This window comes from Acinetobacter haemolyticus (genome assembly GCF_900406815.1).
GTDB lineage: Bacteria > Pseudomonadota > Gammaproteobacteria > Pseudomonadales > Moraxellaceae > Acinetobacter > Acinetobacter haemolyticus_A.
Map to the genome: position 1 here is coordinate 16,238 of NZ_OVCN01000023.1, position 26,697 is coordinate 42,934.

Consider the following 26,697-nt stretch of genomic DNA (forward strand, 5'->3'; position numbering starts at 1 on the left):
TCCTAAGCTGTGGTATGTTGTAAACGGTCTTGCAACATCATGCGCATTTCCATTGGATCTTTTTGCAAAATATCGCCACCTGTACGTCCATGTGCTGCATTTTTTTGCGCAACTTGCAAACGCATACTCCAAAAACGACATGCAGCCATCGCCAAAAATACATCTAAACACGCTTTCTCATCGTGGGTGAGCTCACGAATCGTTTGATAAGCTTGCAAAAACGCGTCGGCTTTGGCTTGATCAAGATGAGCTTGCGGATAGGCAGTACAAAAGTCATTGATACTAATCGCGATATCAAACAGCCATTCATCCTGATTTAACTCATAAAAATCTAAAATGCCCTGTAATTGATTGCCTTCAAACAGCGTATTGTCTCGAAATAAATCTGAATGAATAAAACCTGTTGGGCGATCTGGATGCTGTTGGGTAATTTCTGCAAATTGTTGAAAAACCTGTGCCAATAAATCCTGATCCGCTTGACCCATGTGAGGTTTCAACTGTTCAGCAACGTCAGTCCAATACTGATGGTTACGATTAAAATCACGAACTAAAGGAAAATCTTTTAAAGCCAAATGCATTTTAGCTTGTGCTTGAGCGATCGCTTGTATCTGCTCTATGGTGGCATCTTCAGGATGTTCACCCATCAAACGTGGCGCAATTTGGGCAGGTTTGTTTGCAATACTGTGAATTGCTTGACCATGGTGTTTGAGTGGTACCGCGACAGCGACACCAGCCTCACCCAAGCAGTCCAATACAGGGACCAACTCACCTGCACCTTCCGCATCTAACTCTTCAAATACTGTCAAAACATATTGCTTTTGTGTTTGATCCACCAAAAAATAATTGGTGTTTTGAATACCGCCTTGGATTGGAATCAGATCAATCACTGCCAAACCATAAGGCTCAGCAAAGGCTTGAACTTCATCTAAACTCAACGGGGTATAAACCGACATGGAAAACCTGCAAAAAATAGCTGTGAAGTTTGATAGAATACCCTTTCCCACCATGAAGGTGTAGCACCTAAGTCGGTCTCCTTTCTTTATTGGCGATTTTTTGGAAAATTTTATGCTCGCAAAACGTATTATCCCTTGCTTAGATGTTGATAATGGTCGAGTCGTCAAAGGCGTTCAATTCCTTGATATTCGTGATGCAGGTGATCCTGTAGAAGTTGCTCGTCGTTATAACGAACAAGGTGCCGACGAAATTACCTTTTTAGATATTACTGCCACCCATCATGGACGTGATACGACCTATCGTACCGTAGAGCGAATGGCTGAAAGCGTCTTTGTTCCTTTAACTGTAGGCGGCGGTGTTCGTAAGGTTGAAGATATTCGCTTATTGCTCAACGCAGGTGCGGACAAAGTCAGTATTAACTCAGCGGCAGTGTTTACGCCTGAGTTTGTTCAAGAAGCATCACAACGTTTTGGTGCGCAATGCATTGTGGTCGCAATCGATGCCAAGCAAACAGGCGAAAATAAGTGGGAAATCTTTACCCATGGCGGCCGCAAGCCAACAGGTATCGATGCCATTGAATGGGCGGTCAAAATGGCAGACTTCGGTGCGGGTGAATTGTTAATTACCAGTATGGATGCTGATGGCACTAAAGCAGGCTATGATATTGCCTTGATGCGCCAAATTAATGATCGTGTCAGCATTCCAACCATTGCTTCTGGTGGCGTTGGAAACTTACAACATTTAGCAGATGGGATTTTAAAAGGCGGCGCAGATGCAGTATTGGCAGCTTCTATTTTCCACTTTGGTCAACATACTATTCCAGAAGCGAAACAATATCTGGCTGATCAAGGCATTGAAATGCGTTTATAAGCATTAAAGTGATAAACAGCAGCCTCCCAGCATGATCGCTTGGGAGGTTTTTTATTGAGAAATTTTAGTCAAAAAAATACCTTGCTATGCAAGGTATAGAAACTGCGTTTATTCAACGCCAGAGGGTAACTTCAACAACAATAACACTGGATTAATCTGAAACATTCACGCTGCTTGCACTAACATAGCGATAATCAAGTGGTAAATATTGACAGTAAAACCCTATATTATTGACAATTCACGACATAAGCACATGGTCATCATCATATTTCATCCCAAATACCTTCTTTGCATTTTTCATCAAGATGCCACTGATACTGTTTTGGTGTCCTTTACCTGAGTGGTAGTCACTAATTTCGGCTTTTGCTCCACCCATTTAGCAGGAAAAATGGATTCAATGGCTTGCGTTAGTACTTTAGAAATAGGCGCTGGCAATGGCAAGCCCAGTGGATTGGTTTCTTTTAAGTCAGCAGAAGATACCACCCGCGTTCCCATGACGTAGTCAAACCATGGTCGAGTCACACACCAGTTAGCATCCTGATTTGAATTCATATGATGATCATAGTGCCAAGGAATGGTACGTCTTGCCCAGTCTGGCTCTAAATGCGCACGACGATGTACATAATAATAATTCCCAGCGCTATAAAGTGCAGCGAGCGACATTCCTTTTGAAAATGGATAGAACGCCACACTTGCCACTCCAGCTACAACGGCCAATGACATGATTTCATTACGGGTACGCCAATGTTCGAATCCTTGTACATAGCATTCATCCGAAAATTCCTGTTTACGGACTTCACGATGATGTGCCCAGTGTGACTCCATGCTTTTTGGTACAGGGCTATAACGTGGCTGTCCTGGCCGATGAACACCATGCAAAATATATTTATGTGCAAACCACTCAAATGCATTGGCAACTGCCAAACCTGCGATGAACCCCTTGAACATGGTTTTCTCCTGATACTTCCTTCTTCTTATTTAAGATATAAATTTTTATAGGCGAAGTATTGACGATACGATATATTAATATTGACAAAACACGACAAGATAAGGAGTAGACAGGATGTCTCAACTCAAGAACTATACTGGCTCTGTTTTTGGTGGTTTGGGGCATTTATTAAAAGCCTACTGTGAAGCGAAACATATCGCTATTCCAGAACAATTACAGCGTGTTCAAAATCAAGAACGCTTCGATTATGTCATTTGGCGAGATTTGCTGGAAGACCTCAATCGCATACATCCCACCACCGCCTTAGGGCTGGAAATCGCTGAATATGTTCAGCCCAAACATTTAGGCATCATTGCTTATCTGGCACTGTCATGTGAAAACCTAGGCGAAGCGTTGGCTCGTTATCATGATTTTCATCGTCTTATTTATGATGGTAGTCCCTTGATTGTAGAGTTTGATCATCCTTATGCATCGATTCGTTGGGAAGCACCAGAGCCTCACCCCACCCAACTTACAGATGAAATTGCGATTGCCTTAATGGTGCAATTTCTCAAATTATTTATGTCTGGCGAAACAATTCATTTACACGAAGTTCATTTCGTCAATATTGCACCCAAGCACATACATATTTACGAGCAATATTTCCGTTGTAAAGTTCGCTTTGAACAACCTAAAACACAACTTCTATTACCTGCGACCGAAGCATTTAAACCGCTAAAAACGGGCGATCACACACTACAACAATTGTTATTGCAGCAAGCCCAAGCCTTATTGGAAAAACTTCCGAATTCCACACAACTTGATCAGCGTTTACAGCATGCAATTCTGACAGGCCTACAAAAGAACCAATATCAAATTGATTTTATTGCCGAAAAGCTTGGGCTTTCAGTTCGACAGCTACAACGACACTTGCAACAGCAAGACACTACATTTCAGGCCCGTGTTCAGCAAGTTCGCTTTATGTTGGCAGCAGAATATTTAAAAGACCCCCACCTTAGTCTGCAAGAAATCGCCTTGTTACTGTGTTATTCGGAACAAAGTGCTTTTCAACGTGCTTTTAAGCTTTGGACAGGGAAAACACCGCAACAGTGGCGGAACAATAACACAATTTACAATTCGTAATAAAACTCAATTCAAACTTACGGTTTCACAACTGTTCATTGTTTTTACAGCATTTATACAAGAGCGTAGAACCTGTGTGAATTAATTCACATTTTTTCACAGGTCATCAGAAAATCCATAATAAATTTTTTTGGATGTTTTTTTATTTTTTATACATGGTTTGGTGATAACAGGGGTGGCTTTCTTTGCCGAAACAGCGGCGTTAGGTCAACTTTGGTTATTCTGGGTTGCCCCAATTATCGGTGCTGTGATTGGTGCAGTGATCTATAAATTGGTTGGACGTGAAAACAACTAAATCATGATGAAGTTCCAACGATTTATGATTAAAAAATGCCCCCTTTAAAAGGAGGCATTTTTATTGTGCTTATAAAAATGGATTATCTATTTCCTTTTCAGGCAAACGCTCAATCTTTGCGGGTAAGTCGTCTTTCTCTAATGCGATGACCACATCATTGATGAACTGCTGTAGTGCTTTTGCTGTTTGCAATCCCACCTGATCTTTGGTGATCTGCAAATTCCCATACAAACTGACGCAATCCACCTGATTTTCCAAAGTCAGATCATCAATCGCCGAAGATTCATTGCCATTTTCAAACGGTTTAAACATTTCAGCCTCACATTGTTATTTTATTTGAGATAGCCTGCGCTGTGCATTCTTGCTTTGCAAGTGATCCTACATTATCTCAACACTTGTAAAAAATACTGCACCAGCATATCCACCAACTGTCGAATAACTTCTTGCTTTGCTTCCTCATCTATTGACGACACTGGGCGTTCAGCCGTTAGCGTTGAGTTATTCCTAAACTGACGTTGTTGTGCCTGAATACTGTCTGCGCTGGCATCTTCTGCGCATTGGCTTTGACCATCCCAATGCAAATACCTCAACTCGCTCTGTGCTTTGACCTGCTGTGCTGAGGTGGGTAATTGATAGACATTACGCTTCTGTTGTTCTGTTAATTGGGGAAATAAATTAATGCCTAATTTCTCTTCCAAATAACACACACTGACTACTTTTACCTGCAGCGAATTATTATTCGGAGCATAATACGCCCCAATAATCCCCTGCTTCGGCAAATACACCGCTTTATAAACTGCGGTTGGAACAATGACACCATTACCAATGGTTTTTAGTCTTTGCCCTTCAAACACAGGCCCTGTAATCACATAAGCATCTTTATGCTGCTTACTCACCACTGCACGTACCGCTTCCTCAACTTTACGCCAGACTTCCTGATTATTTTTAGGCGCTTGCGGCACCATATTTGCCAAGGAAAAACTATCGTATTGTGCGGCTTTGTTATTCATATCACCGTTTGGCGCCATATGTCCACGATCATAACCTGAACCACGATAGTCCGATAACAAAGCACGATGACGTTCCGCTACACGTGTTTCTTCATGGAAATTGTCTTCACGCTTGATCTTGATACTCAAACGTTGTGGAGTCAGATAGGCTGCTGACCAAAGTGGTGTTTTGGACACCCCTGAATACATCACATTAAAATCATTAAAGCACAGTGCATAACTGTCTTTTTGCAAACTGGCTTTGCTGAGTAAGGGCGGAACATCACGATAAAACTGCTTTAAACAAGTGGGATTACTACTGCTTTGCAAGGGAATAAATTTGGCAATTTTTTCATTGCCAAAAGCTATTGCAAAACTACTTGTTGCAAGCAGCGCTAATACGATCTTTCCAAAATTTTGGCTCAAAAAAGCGAATTTCGCTTTACTCTTCCTGCTCGTTCTTCTTGCCATAACCATATCAAAATCAACATGAACGCGCAGCTTATCAAGTCAAACCCTTGCTGTACATTGAACAGCGGCTTAGAACGACACTTTATGTCGTAAATCTGAACACTCAATCATCAAACATAAAAAATGGCACCCGATGGTGCCATTTTTATCGATCCAAGTTTAGATTTCGATCTGACTTCCTAACTCAACCACACGGTTGGTTGGAATCTGATAAAAGTCGCTGACTGGACTGGTATTACGTTGCATCGAAATAAACAGCTTTTCGCGCCAAGGAGACATTCCGTCACCCACCGTATGTACAATACGATCTCGTGAAATAAAGAAACTCATTTGCATCATATCAAACTCAAAACCAAGCTCTTGATATGCTTGTTCCAACGCATTTGGGATATTCGGTTGATCTTTAAAACCATAATACATGTAGATACGATAGAAATGATCATCGAGTTTTTCGACTTTGATTCGATCTTCTCGTGCCACATATGGAATATCTTGGGTATATACCGTAACGATTACATTGCGTTCATGCAGTACTTTATTGTGCTTGATATTATGCAACATCGCATGAGGCACAATATTTGGCGTTCCTGTCAAAAAGATCGCTTCACCCGGAACAAATTGTGTTTCCTTGCTCATTCCAATACTTTTGATGAACAATTCAATCGATAAAGCATTTGTCTCCATGCGCTTGAAAACAATCTCACGACCACGCTTCCATGTCATCAAGATGGTATAGACCACCGCACCAATTAAAATTGGCACCCAACCTCCTGCCAAGATTTTTAATGAAGTTGATGCAACAAAAACTAAGTCCAATAGTAAAAATGGGATGGCCAGCAATGCCACTTTCCACCATGACCAACGCCAAACACCATATGCCAAAGTCGAGATCAGAATGGTGCCACACAACATGGTCATGGTCACCGCGACACCATAAGCACTGGCTAATTCGGTACTACTTTCAAAAAGTAAAATCAAAATGAAGACCGAAATAAACAACACCCAGTTGATAAATGGCAAATAAATCTGACCTTGCTCCACATCAGAAGTGTGATGCACAGTTAATCTCGGTAAATAACGGAGTTGCATCGCCTGATTGGCAACTGAGAATACACCCGTGATCACCGCTTGAGATGCAATAACCGCGGCAGCCGTTGCCAGTCCAATCATCGGGAATAGCGCCCAATCTGGAACCAAAAGGTAGAATGGATTTTCAATTGCTGCTGGATTACGCAATAGTAATGCGCCTTGACCAGCATAGTTGAATAGCAAACATGGCAGTACGATACAGAACCACGCTAATTTGATCGGCATACGACCAAAGTGTCCCATGTCCGCATATAGTGCTTCACCACCTGTCATGGTCAAGATCACTGCTCCCATGGTGATAAATGCAATGGTCGGCTGCTCATAAACAAAGTTAAATGCCCAGTAAGGATTGATCATCATCAAGACATAAGGGGTCTGAATAATACTCCACAACCCCACCAAACCGATTGAGATAAACCATAACAGGGTAACAGGTCCAAAAAGTTTTCCCATCGTGGCAGTCCCATGCCGTTGTACCAAAAATAGTCCTGTTAAGATTCCTAACGCAATCGGCACCAACCATTGATTAAAAGCAGGCGTAACAATACTCAGACCTTCAATCGCAGACAGTACTGAGATCGCAGGCGTAATAATGCCATCACCAAAAAACAAAGACGCACCAATAAAACCGAGTGCGATGAGATATAGTTTATGCTTATCTGAAAAAATTTTAGAGCGAAGGTTTAATGCCAGTAAAGATATGATTCCACCTTCACCATTGTTGTCTGCCCGCATGATCACGGAAACATATTTAAAACTAATGGTTAGGTTCATGCACCAAAAAATTATCGATAAAATCCCAAGCACCGATGCTTCACTGATTGCCATGTGACCGGTGTTAAAACACTCTCGTATGGCATATAGCGGACTTGTTCCAATGTCTCCAAACACCACCCCTAAGGCTGCCAATGTCATCACTGGCAATGCGGCTTTTTTTGCAGAACTTTGCATATATTTTAATCAAAACAACTTTGAGATCGTGCCATATTACCACTAGCTCAAAACTTTTTCTGCAAATCTGTTTGGTGATAACTTGGCAGCTGGCTTTTTTTTGGTTACTATCGCACACCTTGGTGAGGTGTCCGAGTGGCTGAAGGAGCACGCCTGGAAAGTGTGTAAACGTTTATAGCGTTTCGAGGGTTCGAATCCCTCTCTCACCGCCAAGTTTACTTTATATGGTATCTCATAGAGTCCTAAAAGCTTAAATCTAAAGGGTTTAGGCTTTTTTTATTGCCTTATGTTTTCCAATTAACCCTATTGAATCCTGAGATAGTTGGGGGTATAAATGGGGGTATAATAAATTACCCCTATTTTTATACCCCCAAATTTCTACGGGAAGCGTTGCAATGCTTACAGATGCTCAGGTCAGAAAGATCAAACCTGCTGAAAAGAAAACCAAATATTCTGACGAAAAAGGCATGTATCTGGAAGTCACACCGTCAGGTGGTATGCATTGGCGTATGAAATTTCGCTTTCAGAGCAAAGAAAATATTTTTAGTATTGGTACATATCCAGACACCACACTTGCTCAAGCAAGAAGAATCCGCGATGAAGCTCGCTTAAAGTTAAAAGATGGAATTAATCCCAACGAAGCGAAGAAACAAAAAAGATTGCTGGTCGATGAGAGTACTCTTTTCAGAGCACTTGCAATGGAATGGATGCAAGACCGTAAAGCAGTTATTAAAGAAGCAACTTACTTACGTGATTTATCCGTATTTGAAAAAGACCTATTTCCAGCTCTAGGCAATATGCCTATTGACCAAATTAAGGGTAAAGATGTTCTTGCTTGTGCCAAAAAAATTGAAGAGCGTGGTGCGCTGGAAATGGCGAAACGTTCAATACCTTTAACTGGTCGTATTTTCAGATTCGCGATTCGTAAAGGTATTATTGAAAATGACCCTACTCCACACTTAGGCGAAGCTCTTAAACCACGCAAAGTCAAGAATATGGCACGTTTGGATATTTCTGAATTTCCTGCCTTTCTTGAGCGTATGGATCGCTACCATGGCAACCTTATCATTCGATCCGCCTTACAGCTCATGACTCTGACTTTTGTTAGAACAGCAGAGCTGCGAATGATGGAGTGGAATGAGATTGATTATGAGAACCATTTATGGCGCATCCCTGCGCACAAAATGAAAATGGCTATGCCTCATATTGTGCCCTTATCAAAACAGGCTGTAGAGATATTAGAAAAAATTCAACCAATTACGGGCATTAAACCGTACGTTTTCTATAACTACAGCACAGCCAAGCCAATCAGCAGTAATGCCCTTTTATGCGCAATTCGTACGATGGGTTATAACGGTAAAATGACTGGACATGGCTTCCGTGGACTTGCATCTACGACCTTACATGAGCAAGGCTATATGCACGATGCCATTGAAATTCAATTGGCTCATCGAGTTGGTAATACAGTTTCTCAAGCTTATAATCACGCCCAACATTTGGGCTATCGGGTTAAAATGATGCAGGAGTGGTCTGATTTTATTGATGATTTGAGGGGGAGGAGCATGTCTTCTTTGGCATAAAAAAGCTCGACTACAAGTCCTAAATATTCCACTACATCATGTCCGTCCTATTACGACTAAGGTTAAGTTAGAAGGTAAAACTCTTCAAATCGTCAATTATTAAATATTTGGAACAAACTCCTCTAGCCATACATCTCAGTTGATTAAGACCTTCTTCTGAATTAATATGTTTATAGAAATCTTGCTTAATCTTCGGATCTTTAAATTTTAGGTGATATAAACAATCTGAGAACTCTAATGATTCTCCAGAATACAAAAAGGATTTTCCAACAACTCTAGCCCCTACTCTACATATATACAGCTCACTATTATTATTTTGATTATTGATTTTATATCTACTTACATGAGTAGAATGTAGATAGCTGACGCCACTATTTAACAATTCTTTATGAGTCTTTTTCCCTCTAGAAATAATCGCATAATCACCTAATTTTCTTACATATTTTGTTTTTTTACAGTTGTTTTTAAAAAAAGAGTAATCCATTCTATCAATTAGCAATTTTTTTGATATCTTAATACTCTTACAACCTTTACCATTTTGGTCTATACACAATATTTCCACCCAATCTAGCTTTGGTTTACATTTTCTAATGTAAATAATATGCGTTTTAGCTTCTGTGAAAGCAAAAGGAGACCCTTGAATTTCCACAATTTTTTCAATTTCCCACATATCCATTAATGATTTTCTAAACGGTCTAAAACTCTTTCCACACAAAAGCGAATCAGGTAAAATTATTCCTAAAATTCCATCCTTTTCTAAAACAGAAATATATTGAGAAACAAAAATCAACTCTGCTCTAATATTGACATGTAATTCATAGTCTAAATTCAGATTTTCTTTGACCATCCTCTTTATAAAATCATCAACATTAATTTTTGATAAAAATGGAGGGTTACCCAAAGCTAAGTCAAATTTAATACCGCCTAAAAAATCAAGTGATTCCATTGAGTTTCTATTATAGACATTGAAATCCATACTCTCATTTAAAATACAAGCATTTTCGCTATCTATATCCAAGGCTGTAATGTTGCAATCTGGAACTACTCTTTTAAGCGGTTTAATTAAATCACCATTGCCCGCAGCTAATTCAATAGCATTACGAGGTGGTAATCTTAATAAATTTAAGGCCATAGCAACCATAGCCGAAGAGATCAGACTGGGAGTGTAAAACTGTCCTAGGGCAATTTTTTTGTTCATTTCGTAATATTAGCCAATACATCTAGTATAGAATAATAGCTAAAGAAATCTATCGGTACCAGTTTTTTTAAAGGATAAATATGTTGTGATAAACGAAGCTGAAGAATTGGAGTATAGAGCTGACCATATGACTCTGGATGAGCTGGAACGCATTACAGCTGAAACAAAATTTTATGGAAATGTGGTAAACAAATTGTTAGCGCGTGGCTCTAAATTAATTGTTGGGCCTCGTGGCGTAGGCAAAACACACCATATGAGAATTGCGTTCAAGCAATCGATTAATCATAAGACAGGACCATTGCCTATCTATATTAGTTTTTCAAAATATTTAAGATTAGAACCTTTAAAAAATAAGACCTCTATAGCGATCCAATATTTTCATTGTTGGGTGTTATCCAAAATATTATTAGGAGTTAAAGATACTTTAACAATTGGTAACTTTGATAGTTCTTCTGTCAATGAATTATTAATTGAAATTGATTGGGAAAAGCTACAGTTATTTTGTGAACAAATTGAAAAACAACAAACTCGTGATTGGCAAAATACTTTATTAGATAGTATATCTGTTGACAAAGTTTCTAATTTTATCGAAAAAGCACTTTTTATTACTAACAGAAAGCATGCGATTCTTTTATGTGATGATGCGGCATTAGTATTAACTAAAGATTACATGTTCGAATTTTTTGATATTTTTAGATCTTTAAAATCTTCAAAAATTTCTCCTAAAGCCTCTGTCTATCCAAACACTGAATTTGGTCCAAGATTTCACATTGGGCAAGATGCAGAAAGTATTTCTTGTTGGCCTTCTATAACTGATAATGAATATGAAAAACTATTTGAAGATATTTATCAAAAAAGATACAGTACTAAATTAAAGGAAGATATAAAAAAGTGTTTTATGTATACAGCCTTTGGTATACCAAGAGCATTCATAAACTTGATAAATCAATACAATCTTAATAATAGTAAAGGACAACAAAACCAAGTAAATACTGTTTTGATTAAGCAGTCTGAAGTGATATTAGAAGAATTTTTATCATTAGCAACTAAACAACCTCAATATAAATTTTATGTACAAGCTGGTTATGATCTTTTCAATAAAGTTATAGCGACGATGGTAAAGGAAAACAAAGAAGCCTTAGTCAAAAAAGAGCAACAATTTTTTTTGGGAATACTTAAAGATCATGATGATGGTAAGAAGCTAACTAAAGATTTAAAAATTATCACTCGACTATTAGAAGAAACTGGATTATTAGCTAGAGCTGGTGAAGTTAAGCATGGAAATAGTTCAACTGGTAAACCTAGAGTTTATGAACGTTTCATACCTCATTTTACTTTACTTATTAAAGAGGGTGGTTATCAACTAGGGCGAGCATCTCTAAGTAGTAATTTTGCTGAATATGTAAGCTATCCAAAAGAAAAACACCCGTGTAGAAAAAATTCATTTGCTGAATTTCTAGATGCAACAGAATTAGAAAAGCTATCACTTGATCTTCCTCCATGTGGAAAATGCGGGAATCCACGAAGTGATATTGCTCAACGATTTTGTATGTACTGTGGAAGTGAGTTAGTTAACAAATCTACCTTTGAGGAGCTAGTTTCAAGAAAAATAGAGGATCTTCCTTTGTCTGCATGGTTGAAAAGTAAAATTATCCAAGAAACTGGAATTGAAACAGTTGCAGATATTATTTTTGAAACCAATCCCACTCAGGAGTTACGTAAAGCTAAAGGTGTGGGAGAAAAAAGAGCATTAAAAATTATCGAAGAAGCGACTAAGGATATTGAGGAATTTTTATACTAATGGCTAGCAAGTCAAAGAAAACATTGCCCTACTTTAAAGTCAATGGAAATACAATATCAGTTCAGTTAGATACTTCAACTCTTTTTAATAACTCTCAGGAGCTTACAGCATCTCCTATTGACATTTATATTAATAGGAATAAGTATTTCTTAATGAAATTAGGGCTTATAGAAAGAAGTGGCATTATTACAAATCATGATTCAAATGATATTGATATATATAATTTATTCTTATTAGGATTAGTATCTAATGTTGAATCTTACTTTAGAAGAGTAATACGTGAAATTATATTAGCCGATCAAACTTCATATGATAAATGTTTAGAACAGTCCTTAACATATGCAGCTGCCATTCATCATACTAATGAGCTATTGCCTGAAGCATTATTGGAACATTGCAGCTTCATTTCATTTGAAAATATTAAATCTACAATAAACACTTTTACAGGACTGTCCTTTGGTGGGCAATCTATCGAAGAAACTGAAGTTAGAGAGAGTATTTTTCTTTTTGAGCAATTATGCCAATTAAGACATTGTATTGTTCACAGAGCAGGTCTTTTAGGTTCTAAAAATGCTATTAAATTAGGTTTAAATACTCACAAAGCTTTTTTTGAAAAGCCTATATGCTTAGATTTAAACTTCTTACAAGAAGCTAGCACTATATGCCTCAATTGCGTAAAAAGCTTTAATACATTTGCATTTAACACATTGATTAATAGATACATTAAAAACAATAAAGGCAATATAACTTGGAACTATACAACAGATAGAAAATGGTTTAGTAAATACTACAAATTACTTTCTTCTGAAGAAATTAATAGTGATTTATTTCAGCAAGGTGAAAAGATATATAATGCAAAAGAAATCTATGACTCATTAAGAGTTTACTATACATAGATTTAATTTAAAGCATACAACCTATAAGATATCATTTTAATAAAAATGATATCTTATATTAGCTCAAAATATAACAGAATTTCTTAACTGTTAATTAATTTTTAGGGATTTTATTTTATAATATTTCAACCAATTATATAATCATTGCATGATTGATTGATTAATTAATCAATCTTAAAAAACTCTCTTAAATGTTTAAATAAAAAAGGATAAACAGTTGGCTGTTTATGTCGAATATGGAAAGCCTCCATCATCCTCAACAACTCGTTTGGTACCTCATCTGCATCAGTGACAATACGTCGTATACGACAAAATTTTGGAACTGATTTAACGTTATCTTTATCACCGACAAAGTATAGTTTTTCTTCTTCACTATAAAACAAACCTAATGATGCCTCGATATAACCACTATCTTGGGCTTTAAGAGAAGCACCTAGTCTCAATCCTTTTTCTAAGGCAACCCAATCAAAAAAAGATTGCATACTGCCTTTATAAGCAATTTTATTGGTTGGGTTACCAAAAATTTCTTTCTTACCAAAAACCTCTAATAATGGATTTTGTTTTAATAAATCACCTAACTTCGACACTACCAATTCTTTATTCGTTAAATCAATTAAGTCATACTCTAATAAATTTAAGAACTCAGTCACCCACTCCCGTTGAATCCCCTTATCATAGCCAGCATCAAGTTCCTTCATAATCTGGGCTAATTCAGCAAAATTTGGTAGCGCAATATACTTGGTTTCCTCTATGAGATAAGTCTCTTGATTGTCAAGATCTACAATCAAGAGCTCTTTATCAGTCATTAACTTTGGTAAATTTAACAAGTATTCTTGTACATCCATTGAGTTAAGTTTAGCAAAGGTCAACTCGCCTTGATGACTGCTGACTGTAAAATAAGACTCTTCAATATCTTTAGGTCTTTTACAAACAATGAATAACCAGTTGCCAACTGGTGTAAGTAATTTCAATCTACGTGATACTACTTCCCACTTAACAAGCAGTTCTTTCTTACAGGCCTCATAAGTTGTTTTAACTAACTCACCATTCTTTAATAAAGTATCGGGATAAGCAGATTGAATAATAATAGTATCGCTTGCTCTTAATTGCTGATAAGGATCTATCTGCCCAGAATCTTCATAAAACTCTTTAGAATGATGAACTGCCAAATTGAATGCCTCATCATCCACTTCATTTGATAGGTGTACAGTGATACCATCTGCAATAAATGCTGCTTGTAAAGGTGCTATATCAATTTCTGTCAAATTAATCAGATTCATTCTTTTTTGCTTAAGCAGCTCATCAATAGCCTGATAAGTTTCCTTTACATTCGTATCTTTAAATCGAACACGATACTCTGAACTTAATTGATCAAATTGTATTGAGAGATATTTTTCTAAATACTTTTCTACATCACTCATAAAGAGCGCAAGAATACCCGCTTTCGTATTCCAAAACTTAGATGGATTCTTTGTATCCAAAGAAACTACATCACTTCTCATTCTTTTGCTGCGATGGGCCTTTTTTATAAACTCGCCATGTTTGGATCGATTCATCGATTGCGACCATCTATCAAACTTAAATCGAGGTAAATGTGTACAATCTCCATATAGCTCACCTTGAGCATTCGTATGATAAGTGATAGGAGTGAAAGTAGCTCCATCAATTTTCAAAACTAAATGCCCTTGTTCCTGCTCTATTTTTATCTCAAAGGTTCTAATAACCTCAGTGCCACGAATATTCTCAATATCTGATAAGTAATAGAGCCCAACTCCTTCACAAGATTGCGTGTTCCCTGATAGATAAGGCAAGGCACCAATAAGGAGTTTTGCACAATGGTACGAATTTAAATCAATTGGGATAACTGGCGCTACTGCAAAATGAGGATTGTCTAGCTTATATCGATGTTCTTTATGAACTAAAGCATAGTAAGCTCCCTTACCAGCATTACACAATGACAATGGCGTGATTTCTTTATAAATCGTGTTAATCACTTGTCCATAATGCTGTTTTCCACCCAAATCACTCGTAATTTTTAAGACTGTAAAGTCTTTTGACATCATGACCTGATCCAATTTGAGATCAATACGATTTACAAGAATTCCATCATTCAACTTTCATCTCCCTTAATTCAACATCCAACGAGCAAGTTCAGTGATTGCATTTATATTGACCTGTCCACTCAATTCATCGAGTAAATTAGGGATAGTCATAATTGATGCCTGAGTTCTATCTTCAATATATTTAAAATTTTCATCAAAGAATAATATTGGCTCTTCATTACTTCTAAAAATATTACAAATGACGAGTCTATCAATATGCAATTCACGCAATTTATAAATTGTTTTGAGCATATCCACCTTTTGTTCTTCTTGTGAGATGGCTCGCCTTGCTGACAAATCCCAGTATTTAAAATCAATAAATATTTTCTTGTCCCGAAATGTTAGAATAGAATCAAATTTCTCAAACTGGTCACCTTTGATATCCTCTAATTGGAAACCGTGTTTGACAAGTACAGCCTTACCTGCTTCTTCACCTAGAGCACCAAGATAGATATTTGTGTACATTTGAGGTGTCAGAATGTACCTCGCTCCTTTAAGCCACTCCGTGCAAAATTCATTTTCGACACTCTCAAAATACTCACGAATATCTTTATTCTTCATTAAAACTGGTAAGCGTGAATTTGACTCACTGATCAGCCTAATAGGAGATTCTAGATTTTCAAAGAACACATAGCTATTGGTTTTAAATTCTTCTTTCGGTGCAAAATACTCATATTCATCAAGAGTTGGAGAATCTATGTAATACTCACGATTCTTTATCGGTGCTGTGATAAAGGTTGGATTCTTGAGTACGAATTGTCTTAATGTTTTCCAGTCCTGCTCATATTCATTATCTAACTTATGATTTATACGCTCAAGTAGACTTTGAATTTTGCTATATGATCTACCCGAGTGCAATATTGCTAGATTTTTCTGTCTACGAAGCTGACGACTGATTGTTGTACTAATTGGGGGCACCATAGTACGTGCATACTCAACTAATGCTTTATATTCATGTGAAAACAATACACTTGACCGAGTATCATTTGCCAATAAAGTGACTAACTCACAATCTACTGCAATATAAATAGTTTCCCTTTTAATTGCAGTACGTGCTGTTCGGCCAACAGTTTGCTCTATCATGCGGTAAGTAGCATGCAAGTAATCATCAGATTTATGGTAATGATTTTTTTTTATAGCTTGGCAAGCATTATATAAATCACTATTACCTATTACTTCATTGACCCAAATGTGGGCTTGATGAGGTGATATAGCCCCCACCTCCTGCAACCCCATTGCATTACTTAATAGCAGCAATCTATCACTAGTTTTACTTTCCTGAGAACCATTTACGGATATTAAATTCGTAGGTTCCTCCAAATACATATAGTCAATATCTGTACGATTAGCTTCACGTATCCCTACATGCCTTAATGTATTATTTTCTAGTTTAGAATCAAATTGATAATCTGGATTCTTACCTGAAGACATCGTTTGGTAGGTAGTTAATACAATAACTTTACCCGGTCGGGTTTCTAAATGTTTAATCACTTCCTCATCAAACTTACCTTGCTTCAAATAGTTTGCATCAACACCAGAAACTAACTTGGTCACAATGCCTGTCATTTGCTCCAAGTTTTTGACATACCAGTGTAGAAAAGGTGTGAGAGATACCTTAATACTACGATTAAGCATCCCAACCATATAACGATTATTCTTTGTATTTATAAATGCTGATATCGCTTGGCATAACTTGCTTAGCCATCTAAGAGGGAAATCATAATCAGAGTAATCCTCCCCAAAAAGCTGCTTATAGAGTACATTTTCAATACGTGCCTGGGGATTCCATTGATGGATTAAAGTCTTAATATAGGCTCGATCATTAGTGATTTGTATTATTGAGATATCAACCGCAGCCTGAGTATAATTTCTTTCACGCTGATAATAATCATGGATCACATCTCTTTGAAACTGAGTTAAATCAACATATTGTGTGCCTAGACTTTCTTTTAAATAACGAATATCAAAATTATGTACAACACTTCCACATTCGGCTGTAGCACTAACTCCTAAAATATGGCAGCCTGACTCCACCCATGATGCCAACATACCTGTAGGTGTAACATTGAAGCCATGATGTTTGAACATCACTGAATCCTGTGACTCGGGTAGACGATCAATTTCCGTCATTTTAATACCCCGAGTATGGAAATTTGCTGCACTTTTCCGATCACTACGCTGATGGCCAACAAGATAATTCAAATGCTGATTCAGTTGTCCCTGTAATGCATGTAAATTTAACTGATCCAGAATACTTGAAATCACCTGAGTAGAAGTTAAATTCCGAGATACTTGCTCGGATGGGAGTCTTGATAAATTCTTCCGATAGAGTTCTTCAGCTTCACGAACAAGATACTGAAACTCTCGATTAACAAGCCTTTCTAACTTTCCCACGAATTTTGGGAAATCCGACTCCTCTCTTTCTTCTTCAAAATGATGCTTTAGCGCAATTTCATGCTGTAGATGCTTCTGATTCAAGCTGAATTTCAAAAGTCCATTTACGTTTGTGTTATGTGTTGTTAATTTATCACTAAATAAAAGTACCTGTTTTTTTTCTTTCGTTAAACTTTGATGAATATCAAAACTATGACGAAGCTGATATGTTTCAAAAAAATCCTGAACTTTTTTTAAATATGGTTCAAAAAGTTGGGCTATTCCATCATATTGAAGCTTTGAGCAAAGCTGATGTTCTTTCATATTTGAATGAACTGTACGTATCGTTGCAAGTAAATCAATTTCATTAGCAGCTACAAGATGTGTCAGAATTTCATGGTGTTGCCTATCCACCTCATCAATGATGAGTATATTTTCTGACAGGTCACGTGTAGGATGAAATTTCCCTATTGATTGCTGTAAACCATACAAAAACTTTTTAGTCGTCATAAAGACAATACGAGTTATACCAACTTCTAAAGTCACACCGGGTATAAGCAACTTAAGAAGGTTTGTATTTTTTTCATTTAACTGAATTGGCTTATCACCTGTTTGAACGTTCTGAATGTGTCGTATTATGGAGGAATAACATTTCTGAGCCGACTCTATCAAACGTTCTGATAGAACTTTCTTAAAAGGAAGTTCTTTTAATGTACTTAAAATAGTTTGTTCAGATTTTAGATTCTTGATTTCATTAAGTAGAGATGTATTTTTTGTTATAGAAAATAGATCCAATAACTGATCTAAAGCTCTTTCATTATTATTGAGCATATCCAGCAATGATCTTGAGTTTGCAGGAGCATACAGCACCCTTTCCTTAACAATATCTTTTTGGGTCTGGCTGAGATAATCAGTCTCATCAATACTTTTCATTAAGCTATTAAAAGCATCAAAGACATTATCAACCGCATTCGTAATGTAGTAGCAATATCGAGGCTTATAGTTTTCCCCGAGCACTACTTCATTCCTAATATCATCTAGTAATACTTTCAGAATAAGCGACAATGTGTTGTATGTTTTCCCTACGCCCGTTGGAAAAGCGATTGGCATAAAACATCCAGTTTTTCCCTCAAGAACGTTTTCTTGGTAGAAAGCTTTATTCAATAAATCAAAAATAGGATTTGACTTGTTAATTTCTATAGGCTGAAAATCTGCGAATGCTTGACAAACTTTTTTATGACGGGCTATGTTAATATTGTGCATTATCCTCTTCCCAAATTACATTCACTTAGATTAATCTATTTATATTTTCTCTGCTGCTAGAAGTTTATGTATATAAGAAAAAGTATTTTTTGAATCAAACATCCTTATACCATACCCTTGATTGAGCAATTCTTCATTTAGATATTCGTCAAACTTCTCAATAACTTTATCTTGAATATATACAGCAAGTTCTTGCTCTGTAGGTATTCCACGTGTGAGAACTGCTTTAAGATATTCAATCACAGCTTTTTTCGTTGTTTGCTCTATTTCAATAACTCCGGAGATCGCAGTAACTAAAAAGTTATTCATTACAAATATGACTTTTAGGGTATCTGTAATTTTGTCACCAAGCCAAGTAAAAATATAAACTTTCTGCCCAACTTCAATAATTGACTGATTTGCTAAATTAGACCCATTAAAAGCTGCAATACTTTCATCAAACAAAAGCTTTGCTGTACGATCAATAAAGTCAACTTTATGTGCACCTACTGTTATCCTATAATCATTATTTTTTAGAATTTCAAACATTTCTTGCCTGACAATACTATGTACTGATAAACCCTCTCCACCAAAAGAGGGAGGAAGTCCGCCTTTAGCAGCGATAACTCGGATTACTTTTTTATCGGACTCTACATCTAATATTTTCCAACGTTTACCAGCAAATATAATATGTTGGTCTTTTAAAACAACAGTTGTAATGGGTAGTGTACCAAGTGTTTTTGATCCAGAAATAATCCTGTACTCTTCTGGTGTTTTAAAAACGGCATAAAAACTATAATGGTTAACAATTTGTTCTCCACGTAAGCCTAAAGTAAGTTCACCACTCTTCAGCTGCACTATAAGATCATTTTCCCCCATACAGGTTAGTAATATTTTGAATTGTATAATGGATACTTTATTAAACGGGCCCGTTTTACAGAGTAAAGTATATATCTGATCAGGTCTAACCCCACCCCATTGAGCAATAATTGCTAATATTTGGTGAAGTAAGGTTGAAAAGTGAAATTGTGATGTATCTGCTGGCTCAAACCATTTACTAGCAATTAATAATCGTATCATTGCAAGAGATTGAATTAACTCTAGACGTAACATGTCAACAATATGGCTATTTTTTGTTAGCTCCTCTTCTTTTATAAGCATTCTAAGAATAGCCGGTTCACTTCTACGTCCTGATCGCCCCATTCGTTGTCGCAGACTTGCTACTGAATGTGGTGAAGTAACTTGAATTACAGAGTTAACTTTGCCTATATCAATCCCCAATTCAAGTGTCATTGTACAAACCGCTGTTGTAGGTAGGCTCTTTTTCTGTAATCTATGTTCTAATTCTTCACGCAATTCTTTAGCAAGAGAGCCATGATGAGGGAAAAACTCATTCGGAACTCTGTTTTGACGGCATAATTCACCTAGTGCGTTAGCTATACTTTCAGTTCTTTGACGACTATTTGCAAATACTAGATGCGATCCACCGCGGCAAAATTTATAAATATCCTGAAAAATTTGAGCTTCTGCATTATTTAAGTGATCGGATTTATTCTGAAACGGATTAATATAACCCTTTACTTGTACCTGCATAGTCGCAGAGTTTTTGGTTGTCGTAATTATTTCGCATGGTAATTTTTGGTTAGGTCTCAATGCCAAAGGTACAGTTTCTAATTCACCTAGCGTAGCACTTAAAGCAATCCTAGGTATGGGGGGGGCATACTGACCTAATAAATGATCAATACGATTTAGTAAAGATAAGAGATGCTGACCGCGATCTGTACCAATAAATGCATGAAATTCATCAATAGCAATATACTTAATATTAGAAAAAGCAGTTTTTAGCCATCCACTTTCCCTAATCAGTAATGACTCGAGTGATTCAGGAGTTATTAATAAAATACCTAAAGGATTCTTTTTAGCATTGTTTTTTCTACTTTGTAAACTATCGCCATGCCACGGCGTTATAGGTATTTTAAGTTCTTCTCCCAAACTTTCCAGCCGACGAAATTGATCATTAATTAATGCTTTTAAGGGACTGATGTAAAGTATTCCAAAACCAGCTTCTAAATTTGCTATTTTACTACAGGCAGGTAAAAAAAAAGCTTCTGTCTTACCTGCTGCTGTCGAGGCACTGATTAAGACATCTCGGTCCCCAGATAAAATAGGATTAAGGGCCTTTTTCTGAATTTCTCTTAGATCTGGCCATCCCTGTTTATACACCCATCTTTGTACTGAAGGATGTAGTGTCTGGAACTCATCTTTCATATTCTAAATTCAGTTAATTCTTGGTTTTCAGACGTTTCATCATCATATATTTCATCCATATCTGTGATACGATCTTCTTCAATAGAAAGCTCATTAATAAGATCATTCCATTTAATATTTGGATTTTGTTCTATCACTGCTAGCAAGTCTAGAAATGCTTTAATTGTATTACGCGGAGTTCTAAAATAAGCATCCCCTATAGTTTCATTACAGTGTTTCAGAAATGCATAAAGTGCTTCATCTGGAATAAGATATTTTTCAAATTCCCCACACGCTACAACATTTCTTAAGTTTTTGAGAAGAATAAAAAATTCTTCTGGTGTTAAATTAGCAAGGTGCAAAGCTGTTGAAGAATAATCAACGACTCCCGCTCTTTGTGCAAAACCATTTGCTGCTAATCGAGACTGTAGTGCTTCGTAACTATATAGCCCTTTGCGAGGATCTAATAAAAATTCAGGAGTTCCCCCTAATAGAAATCCCAAATATTCAGTAGTGCCTTGAAGACAATCATTTAGAACCCTTAAAATTTGCTCGTAATTAGACATCCTTGCTTGTGTACTATGTAATTTATATAAGTTAACCATCTCATCTAAATTTACCAATAAGCCTGCATAACCCGCTTGACGTATAAAAAGACTGAGTAATTTTAAAGAATCATAGAATGAACTGTCTGAAATAATTGTACTTACCTTTAGATCTTTCTTAGCCTCAGTTTTGGTTGTATATTCAGCCCTTAACCATCTGAGAACATTGGATTTCAATAGTTCATTATCCTGTTCATGTGCAATCCAATAAGTTTCTATCACCTTTGCAAAATCATATCCCCCAACTAATTCTGACAGTGAAGTTAATTTTTCTTGAATCACTTTTGATACCGTTACTTGCTTAAAATCGGCTTCTTTCCTTGCTTCAGTAATAAAACGCTCAACTACACTTGTTAAAGCATTCCCATCTGGCTTATTTCGTGTAGCCATATTACGTATTAATTCAGAATATAAATTTCGAGCCTGCCCTGCTGAAGCATGTATTCTACGGTCTGGTGAAAGGTCTGCATGTACAGTGACTAGTTTTTTTTCTAATGCAATTGAACGGATAACACTAAGAAAAAAGGTTTTACCTGATCCATATTCACCAATAATTAATCTAAATGCTGACCCACCCTCAATAATTCGGTCAATATCTTTATTTAAAGCTGTAACTTCGTTTGAACGTCCCACTTGGATATGCTGCAATCCAATTTTAGGTGTAACACCTGATTTGAGAGACTGGATGATTGCTTCTTTCTCTTTTAATCTTATAGGTTTAACTAACACTCTATTCCCCTTTTAATTCTGAAACAATTTCTTGGTCAACAAAGATATCACCATCATCTTCAAATACAGGTGCATCTACAACCTCGTAAGCCCAATCATTAATAGTCTCAAGGGCACCATCAACTAACAAGTCAAATTTTGCACAAATACTTTCAATTTCTTCACGTAACCACTTTTCTTTACTAATCAAAATTTTAAATAATTCATTATGCTGCTTATCTAAAGTGACAGATAAAACTGGACTTGATAAAGTAGGCTCTATTTGTTCATCAATTATATTTTCTTCTGTAAAAATAGAGCCCAATAGCGCCTGAACTTCCGTTGTTTCAGCTTCATGTTGAGCAAGAATTGATTCATCTATAATAAATGATGAGGTAGGTATAGATACCAGCTTAACATCTCTATCAGATTTCTTTTGTGAACCATATTGATGTAAGTCGCTAAGAACACAAGACTTATCAATTCCTAACATAGTATACAATTTTTCAAGCTGTTTAATTTCAGATGCCTCTACCGTTCCATCAGCTAAAGTCATTTGGATCAACATCTTTCTAAAATTTGCTGTAGACGTTTCATCCATAACCTCTATTTGTTGTTTTAATCCCACAGTGTTCGTTGGAGTATGCATACTCCACAGAAAATATGCTTTTAAGGAACTCTTTTCATTTATTGTTAAATGCTCATCTTCATCAATAATTTTATGGACTAACTCCTGTTCCTTTTCATGCAATTTATCATCAGATTTAGCAATAATCACTGCTAATCGAATAAATAAAAGAATTCTATTGAATGCAGAAGATATCTGATGATCTCGATTTATACTTCCATGAGTTAATACTATATACCCATTAATACTTGGTTTGATCTTGTGTACTCTATGATCTGGAGTATAAGAATAATTTCCTAAACTTAGAAAATTTTCTAAAAAATCAGTTTCTTTCTTATTAAGTTTTTCAGGTAAGGATTTACCCGTAAAATTCCATAATTCAGAAAAAAAAACTAAACCTGTATGCTTATCAATTTTCTCATTGGCCCATACTTTAAACTCATTTAATAATTTGTTTTTATTTATATTTTTCAAATTATTTGGTAATAGAAGTATAGCTTCTATATCCTCTTTATTTGTACCCTTTCGCCCAAGATATCGACTGTATTGTTCCAAAGCATCAGTACACTGATCAGCAATGTAGGCTAACTTTTTGATGGGAGCCTTTAATATACTAGGGTCAGGTAAATCAATAATACCTAGTTGAAATCCACGTAATGTTCCACTTGCTGGATAATACTCTAATTTGAGCTTAGTCTTATTAGGTTTGACTACTAATCCACCTTTTGTTTCTTTCAAATATAGCTCAGAAAAAAGAATAGCAAATTCCTCAGCACATCTTCTTGCTGGTGTTCTTAAACTATACTCATCTGTGCTTTGTATCCATAGTAAAGCTAATTCACTTGTTATGGGTTGTTCTGCTTGAACTTGCTTAGCCAAATAATATTTAAAAAGAAGAGAATCATATCTAGTTGAAATATCAGAATATTCAACTTTTAAAACATGGGGTCTTAAATAGACCATCATTTCAATAAGTCTAGTTGAATAATTATAGAAAGCGTAATGCTCTTCAAATATTTGACGTAATCTATTTAATTCATCAAATATTGCTATGAACTCATTATCATCAACTGTGCCATGTTCAGTACTATCAATTAATATTCTACGCTCTAGGCCATAAAAATAAATAAAAACATATCCTATTGGAGTTTCAGGATCAGATCTCTCCCCAAAAAGCCAATTTAAATATGCACCTCTTGCTGATGGAGATAGCTCAATATACTTAGGCCAATAACTCAATGTGGAGTCAGTATAAAATTGATCTCTTTTCTCAAATTGCAAGCTTTCATCAACTAGAGAAGCTTCTGTTTCATGGCTATTGTAATAAGTGCCCGCTTTATATGCTTCTAGTTTTCCACCAAAATAAAAAAATCCTTTGTTGGACTCAAATTCCTTTACTCTTACGCTCTCACCTTGTTTAATCCATTGTCCTACTGACACATTAGATGACTTTTTTTCAGAGGCTCCAACTGATATTGTAAATGTAACTAAATTTTCATCTTGATCGTCTTTGAAACTTTGCATCAAGTCTCTAGGAGAATTCTGGAGCCCAATAATAATATCCCTTCCATTGTTGGTTTCTATTTTTTCAGAATACATGGCTTGTTGAGAAGCTAAAGAAGCGTCAGTCAAATTTTCTTGTTTAGGTTTCACTTCATTAAATGAATTCAAGCTTTTAGTCTGATCTACTGTGGTAACTAAGCGTATCGGTGCATGCTTGTTAGTTGACTTTTTCTGATTGGAAGATTTAAAGAGGCAGTATATAATTATACAGAATACTATTAGAATTATTAATCCCACGTCCCCACCAAGAAATCAAATATTTATTTTTTATTATCCATTTTAAAGAGCAAATAATCAACAGATCAAAAATTATGAATTATCATTATTTAACAGTACTAAAGCACCCTATCCTGTTCTGGCTTGGGTTAGACCGTATATTTTCTAACTGATTTATTAGCTGATCCTTGAAAAAAATTCAATTTTTAAAGATATAGCATCTTTTTTAATTTACTATGTTTTATTCATTTTTCTTTTTGTATAAACTTAATGTATAACTAATAAAAATCAAGTGATAGCCTAGAAAATGAGAATTTCAGAAATTTATAATTTGCATTTGACCCAACCTTATTTAGATTTTCTAGATATAGATATAAATACAGATCTTTTGGTCTTTGTTGATCCCACTGCGTTAAGAAATTTACAATCTCCTTGGGGCCATGATTGTGCGGCCCTAGTTCAAAATTATTTCGAAACAGTACTAGATAGAATCAAAAATGGTAAACATGATGAAGCCAAAAGATTACTCACTGGACTGAATGAAACAAATGAATTTCATCTAGGTTACTCCAAAAATCGTTCTAGAGGTCATGGCTTTGGTCCACATTCGGCAGGTTTGGTATGGGATGCATTATTTAAAAGCCAAGCTTCCGTTTCTGGTCTTTTACAAGACTTAGAAGATACAGCATTAATGATTGAGGGCATAGGTAAAGATATGATCTCAGATGCTGTCTGCAATATTATCAAAGCACCTCTGATCAAATACACTCAAGATATGTGTAATTATTATGGTATTCCCTTAGTACCAAATGTTAGTTCAGGTCCTATCTGGAACATAGAAAAAGAAAACTGGGAAAATCATTTTGTTGACTTACCGTTAGCCAATGGTGAAAAATTAATCTTAATCCCAAAAATAATCGTAAGAAGAAACATAGCTTATGACTATCAAGATTATTATCAACATTACTTATTGCCAACCATGCAACAGGAGGAAATTGTTAAAAACTCAAGTTTAGTTAGATACTTAAGAGATGGGACTCCCAAAGTTACTAAGAAAGACCTAAAAGAAAAATACGGTGGAGATAAACTTTCCGTCGTAAATGAAACTCTAAAAAGGCCAGAAATTCTCGAAAAATATAGAGAAGCTAAAGTTAGTAATCCTTCTGACCCCTTAAAACATGAAAATCTATCAGATATAGAAGGTCATGAGTTTGAACTTCCTAATTGGGATGATTTAATTAAAGAATTAAAATCAATACCTGTAGGAAAAGAACATGCTGGAATTTATGAGAAAATTATTGAAAAAATCTTCTCTGCCTTGTTTTATCCCAATTTAGTGAGTCCAATTAAACAGCATCCAATACATGATGGTAGAAAACGTATAGACATTACTTATGCCAATGAATCAAAGTTTGGTTTTTTTCAGTGGCTTTCAATGCATTACCCGTCAGCTTTTATTTTTATTGAATGCAAAAATTACGGTAAAGAAATAGGAAATCCTGAAATTGATCAACTATCTGGCAGATTCTCTCCAAGTAGAGGTAAAGTAGGTATATTAGTCTGTAGAAGTGTAGAAGATGCTGAGCGTCTAAAGAACCGTTGCATTGACACTGCTAAAGATGATCGAGGTTATATCATAAGCCTGACTGATGATGATATTGAGCAACTAATAGCTAACTATATAAAAGAAGGTGCTTTGAACCGGAAATTAAGCTTTAAATATTCTCTACTTCAGAAAAAATTTTCTGTACTTATTAACAGTTAATTTATATCCCAAGCAATGTAATTAAGGTTTTACTAATATTTTACCTAACGTTAGTATTCTAAATACGGAGAATTATTTCTAGT

Annotated in this window: 17 protein-coding genes, 1 tRNA gene and 1 pseudogene; 8 read left to right on the forward strand and 11 right to left on the reverse strand. The window is 36.0% G+C overall.

Annotated features, from left to right (window positions below):
* Nucleotides 1-2 precede the first annotated feature (2 nt).
* Nucleotides 3-953, reverse strand: a complete 951-nt coding sequence (locus tag DK207_RS14235) for a homoserine kinase (RefSeq protein ID WP_109441752.1) — start codon at nucleotides 951-953, stop codon at nucleotides 3-5.
* A gap of 112 nt (nucleotides 954-1,065) precedes the next feature.
* Here DK207_RS14235 and hisF point away from each other — a divergent pair, with 112 nt between their 5' ends.
* Nucleotides 1,066-1,824, forward strand: coding sequence for an imidazole glycerol phosphate synthase subunit HisF (gene hisF, locus DK207_RS14240; RefSeq protein ID WP_004641438.1), 759 nt, complete (start codon nucleotides 1,066-1,068; stop codon nucleotides 1,822-1,824).
* 300 nt (nucleotides 1,825-2,124) lie between these two features.
* Here hisF and DK207_RS14245 read toward each other — a convergent pair whose 3' ends face one another.
* A complete protein-coding gene (locus DK207_RS14245) occupies nucleotides 2,125-2,772 on the reverse strand; it encodes a sterol desaturase family protein (RefSeq protein WP_109441753.1) in 648 nt (215 codons plus the stop codon).
* Between the two features lie 115 nt (nucleotides 2,773-2,887).
* On the opposite strand from DK207_RS14245, the gene DK207_RS14250 reads away from it, so the two are divergent.
* On the forward strand, nucleotides 2,888-3,895 hold the full coding sequence (locus DK207_RS14250) for an AraC family transcriptional regulator (RefSeq protein ID WP_109441754.1): 1,008 nt from the start codon (nucleotides 2,888-2,890) through the stop codon (nucleotides 3,893-3,895).
* 169 nt (nucleotides 3,896-4,064) lie between these two features.
* Nucleotides 4,065-4,190: pseudogene (locus DK207_RS14255) on the forward strand (aquaporin); the annotation flags it as partial.
* A gap of 69 nt (nucleotides 4,191-4,259) precedes the next feature.
* Here the strand turns inward: DK207_RS14255 and DK207_RS14260 are convergent.
* From DK207_RS14260 to DK207_RS14270, 3 genes are all read right to left on the reverse strand, one after another.
* Nucleotides 4,260-4,502, reverse strand: coding sequence for a hypothetical protein (locus DK207_RS14260; protein ID WP_075314483.1), 243 nt, complete (start codon nucleotides 4,500-4,502; stop codon nucleotides 4,260-4,262).
* Nucleotides 4,503-4,573: 71 nt separating this feature from the next.
* The gene (locus DK207_RS14265; protein ID WP_075314481.1) at nucleotides 4,574-5,650 is read right to left on the reverse strand and encodes a DNA/RNA non-specific endonuclease; all 1,077 of its coding nucleotides are present in this window, start codon (nucleotides 5,648-5,650) and stop codon (nucleotides 4,574-4,576) included.
* 159 nt (nucleotides 5,651-5,809) lie between these two features.
* Nucleotides 5,810-7,690, reverse strand: a complete 1,881-nt coding sequence (locus tag DK207_RS14270; protein WP_109441755.1) for a potassium transporter Kup — start codon at nucleotides 7,688-7,690, stop codon at nucleotides 5,810-5,812.
* A gap of 121 nt (nucleotides 7,691-7,811) precedes the next feature.
* On the opposite strand from DK207_RS14270, the gene DK207_RS14275 reads away from it, so the two are divergent.
* Both DK207_RS14275 and DK207_RS14280 read left to right on the forward strand, forming a co-directional pair.
* Nucleotides 7,812-7,902: transfer RNA gene (locus tag DK207_RS14275), tRNA-Ser, on the forward strand.
* 183 nt (nucleotides 7,903-8,085) lie between these two features.
* On the forward strand, nucleotides 8,086-9,270 hold the full coding sequence (locus DK207_RS14280; RefSeq protein ID WP_109441756.1) for a tyrosine-type recombinase/integrase: 1,185 nt from the start codon (nucleotides 8,086-8,088) through the stop codon (nucleotides 9,268-9,270).
* 67 nt (nucleotides 9,271-9,337) lie between these two features.
* Here DK207_RS14280 and DK207_RS14285 read toward each other — a convergent pair whose 3' ends face one another.
* Nucleotides 9,338-10,468: an N-6 DNA methylase gene (locus tag DK207_RS14285; RefSeq protein ID WP_109441757.1), complete on the reverse strand. Its 1,131-nt coding sequence runs from the start codon at nucleotides 10,466-10,468 to the stop codon at nucleotides 9,338-9,340.
* Nucleotides 10,469-10,553: 85 nt separating this feature from the next.
* Here DK207_RS14285 and DK207_RS14290 point away from each other — a divergent pair, with 85 nt between their 5' ends.
* Together DK207_RS14290 and DK207_RS14295 are read left to right on the forward strand one after the other, a co-directional pair.
* On the forward strand, nucleotides 10,554-12,269 hold the full coding sequence (locus tag DK207_RS14290) for a helix-hairpin-helix domain-containing protein (protein ID WP_162540242.1): 1,716 nt from the start codon (nucleotides 10,554-10,556) through the stop codon (nucleotides 12,267-12,269).
* Nucleotides 12,269-13,165, forward strand: a complete 897-nt coding sequence (locus DK207_RS14295; protein WP_109441759.1) for a hypothetical protein — start codon at nucleotides 12,269-12,271, stop codon at nucleotides 13,163-13,165. Before DK207_RS14290 ends, DK207_RS14295 begins: the two co-directional genes overlap by 1 nt.
* Nucleotides 13,166-13,329: 164 nt before the next feature.
* Here DK207_RS14295 and DK207_RS14300 read toward each other — a convergent pair whose 3' ends face one another.
* Genes DK207_RS14300 through DK207_RS14320 form a run of 5 tightly spaced genes read right to left on the reverse strand, consistent with a single transcriptional unit; the run spans nucleotide 13,330 to nucleotide 24,741 of the window.
* Entirely contained in the window at nucleotides 13,330-15,279 is a 1,950-nt protein-coding gene (locus DK207_RS14300; RefSeq protein WP_228247951.1) for a hypothetical protein, read from the reverse strand.
* A 12-nt stretch (nucleotides 15,280-15,291) separates the two neighbouring features.
* Nucleotides 15,292-18,903, reverse strand: coding sequence for a hypothetical protein (locus DK207_RS14305; RefSeq protein ID WP_109441760.1), 3,612 nt, complete (start codon nucleotides 18,901-18,903; stop codon nucleotides 15,292-15,294).
* Nucleotides 18,904-18,942: 39 nt separating this feature from the next.
* Nucleotides 18,943-21,150 carry a DEAD/DEAH box helicase gene (locus DK207_RS14310; protein ID WP_109441761.1) on the reverse strand — a complete coding sequence of 736 codons (2,208 nt, stop codon included), beginning with the start codon at nucleotides 21,148-21,150 and terminating at the stop codon, nucleotides 18,943-18,945.
* The gene (locus DK207_RS14315) at nucleotides 21,147-22,463 is read right to left on the reverse strand and encodes an ATP-binding protein (protein WP_109441762.1); all 1,317 of its coding nucleotides are present in this window, start codon (nucleotides 22,461-22,463) and stop codon (nucleotides 21,147-21,149) included. The genes DK207_RS14310 and DK207_RS14315 overlap by 4 nt, the downstream gene beginning before the upstream one ends.
* 1 nt (nucleotide 22,464) lies before the next feature.
* Nucleotides 22,465-24,741, reverse strand: coding sequence for a TerB N-terminal domain-containing protein (locus DK207_RS14320; protein ID WP_162540243.1), 2,277 nt, complete (start codon nucleotides 24,739-24,741; stop codon nucleotides 22,465-22,467).
* Nucleotides 24,742-25,156: 415 nt separating this feature from the next.
* Between DK207_RS14320 and DK207_RS14325 the strand changes: the two genes are divergently transcribed.
* Nucleotides 25,157-26,614, forward strand: a complete 1,458-nt coding sequence (locus tag DK207_RS14325) for a hypothetical protein (protein ID WP_109441764.1) — start codon at nucleotides 25,157-25,159, stop codon at nucleotides 26,612-26,614.
* Nucleotides 26,615-26,697: the final 83 nt, after the last annotated feature.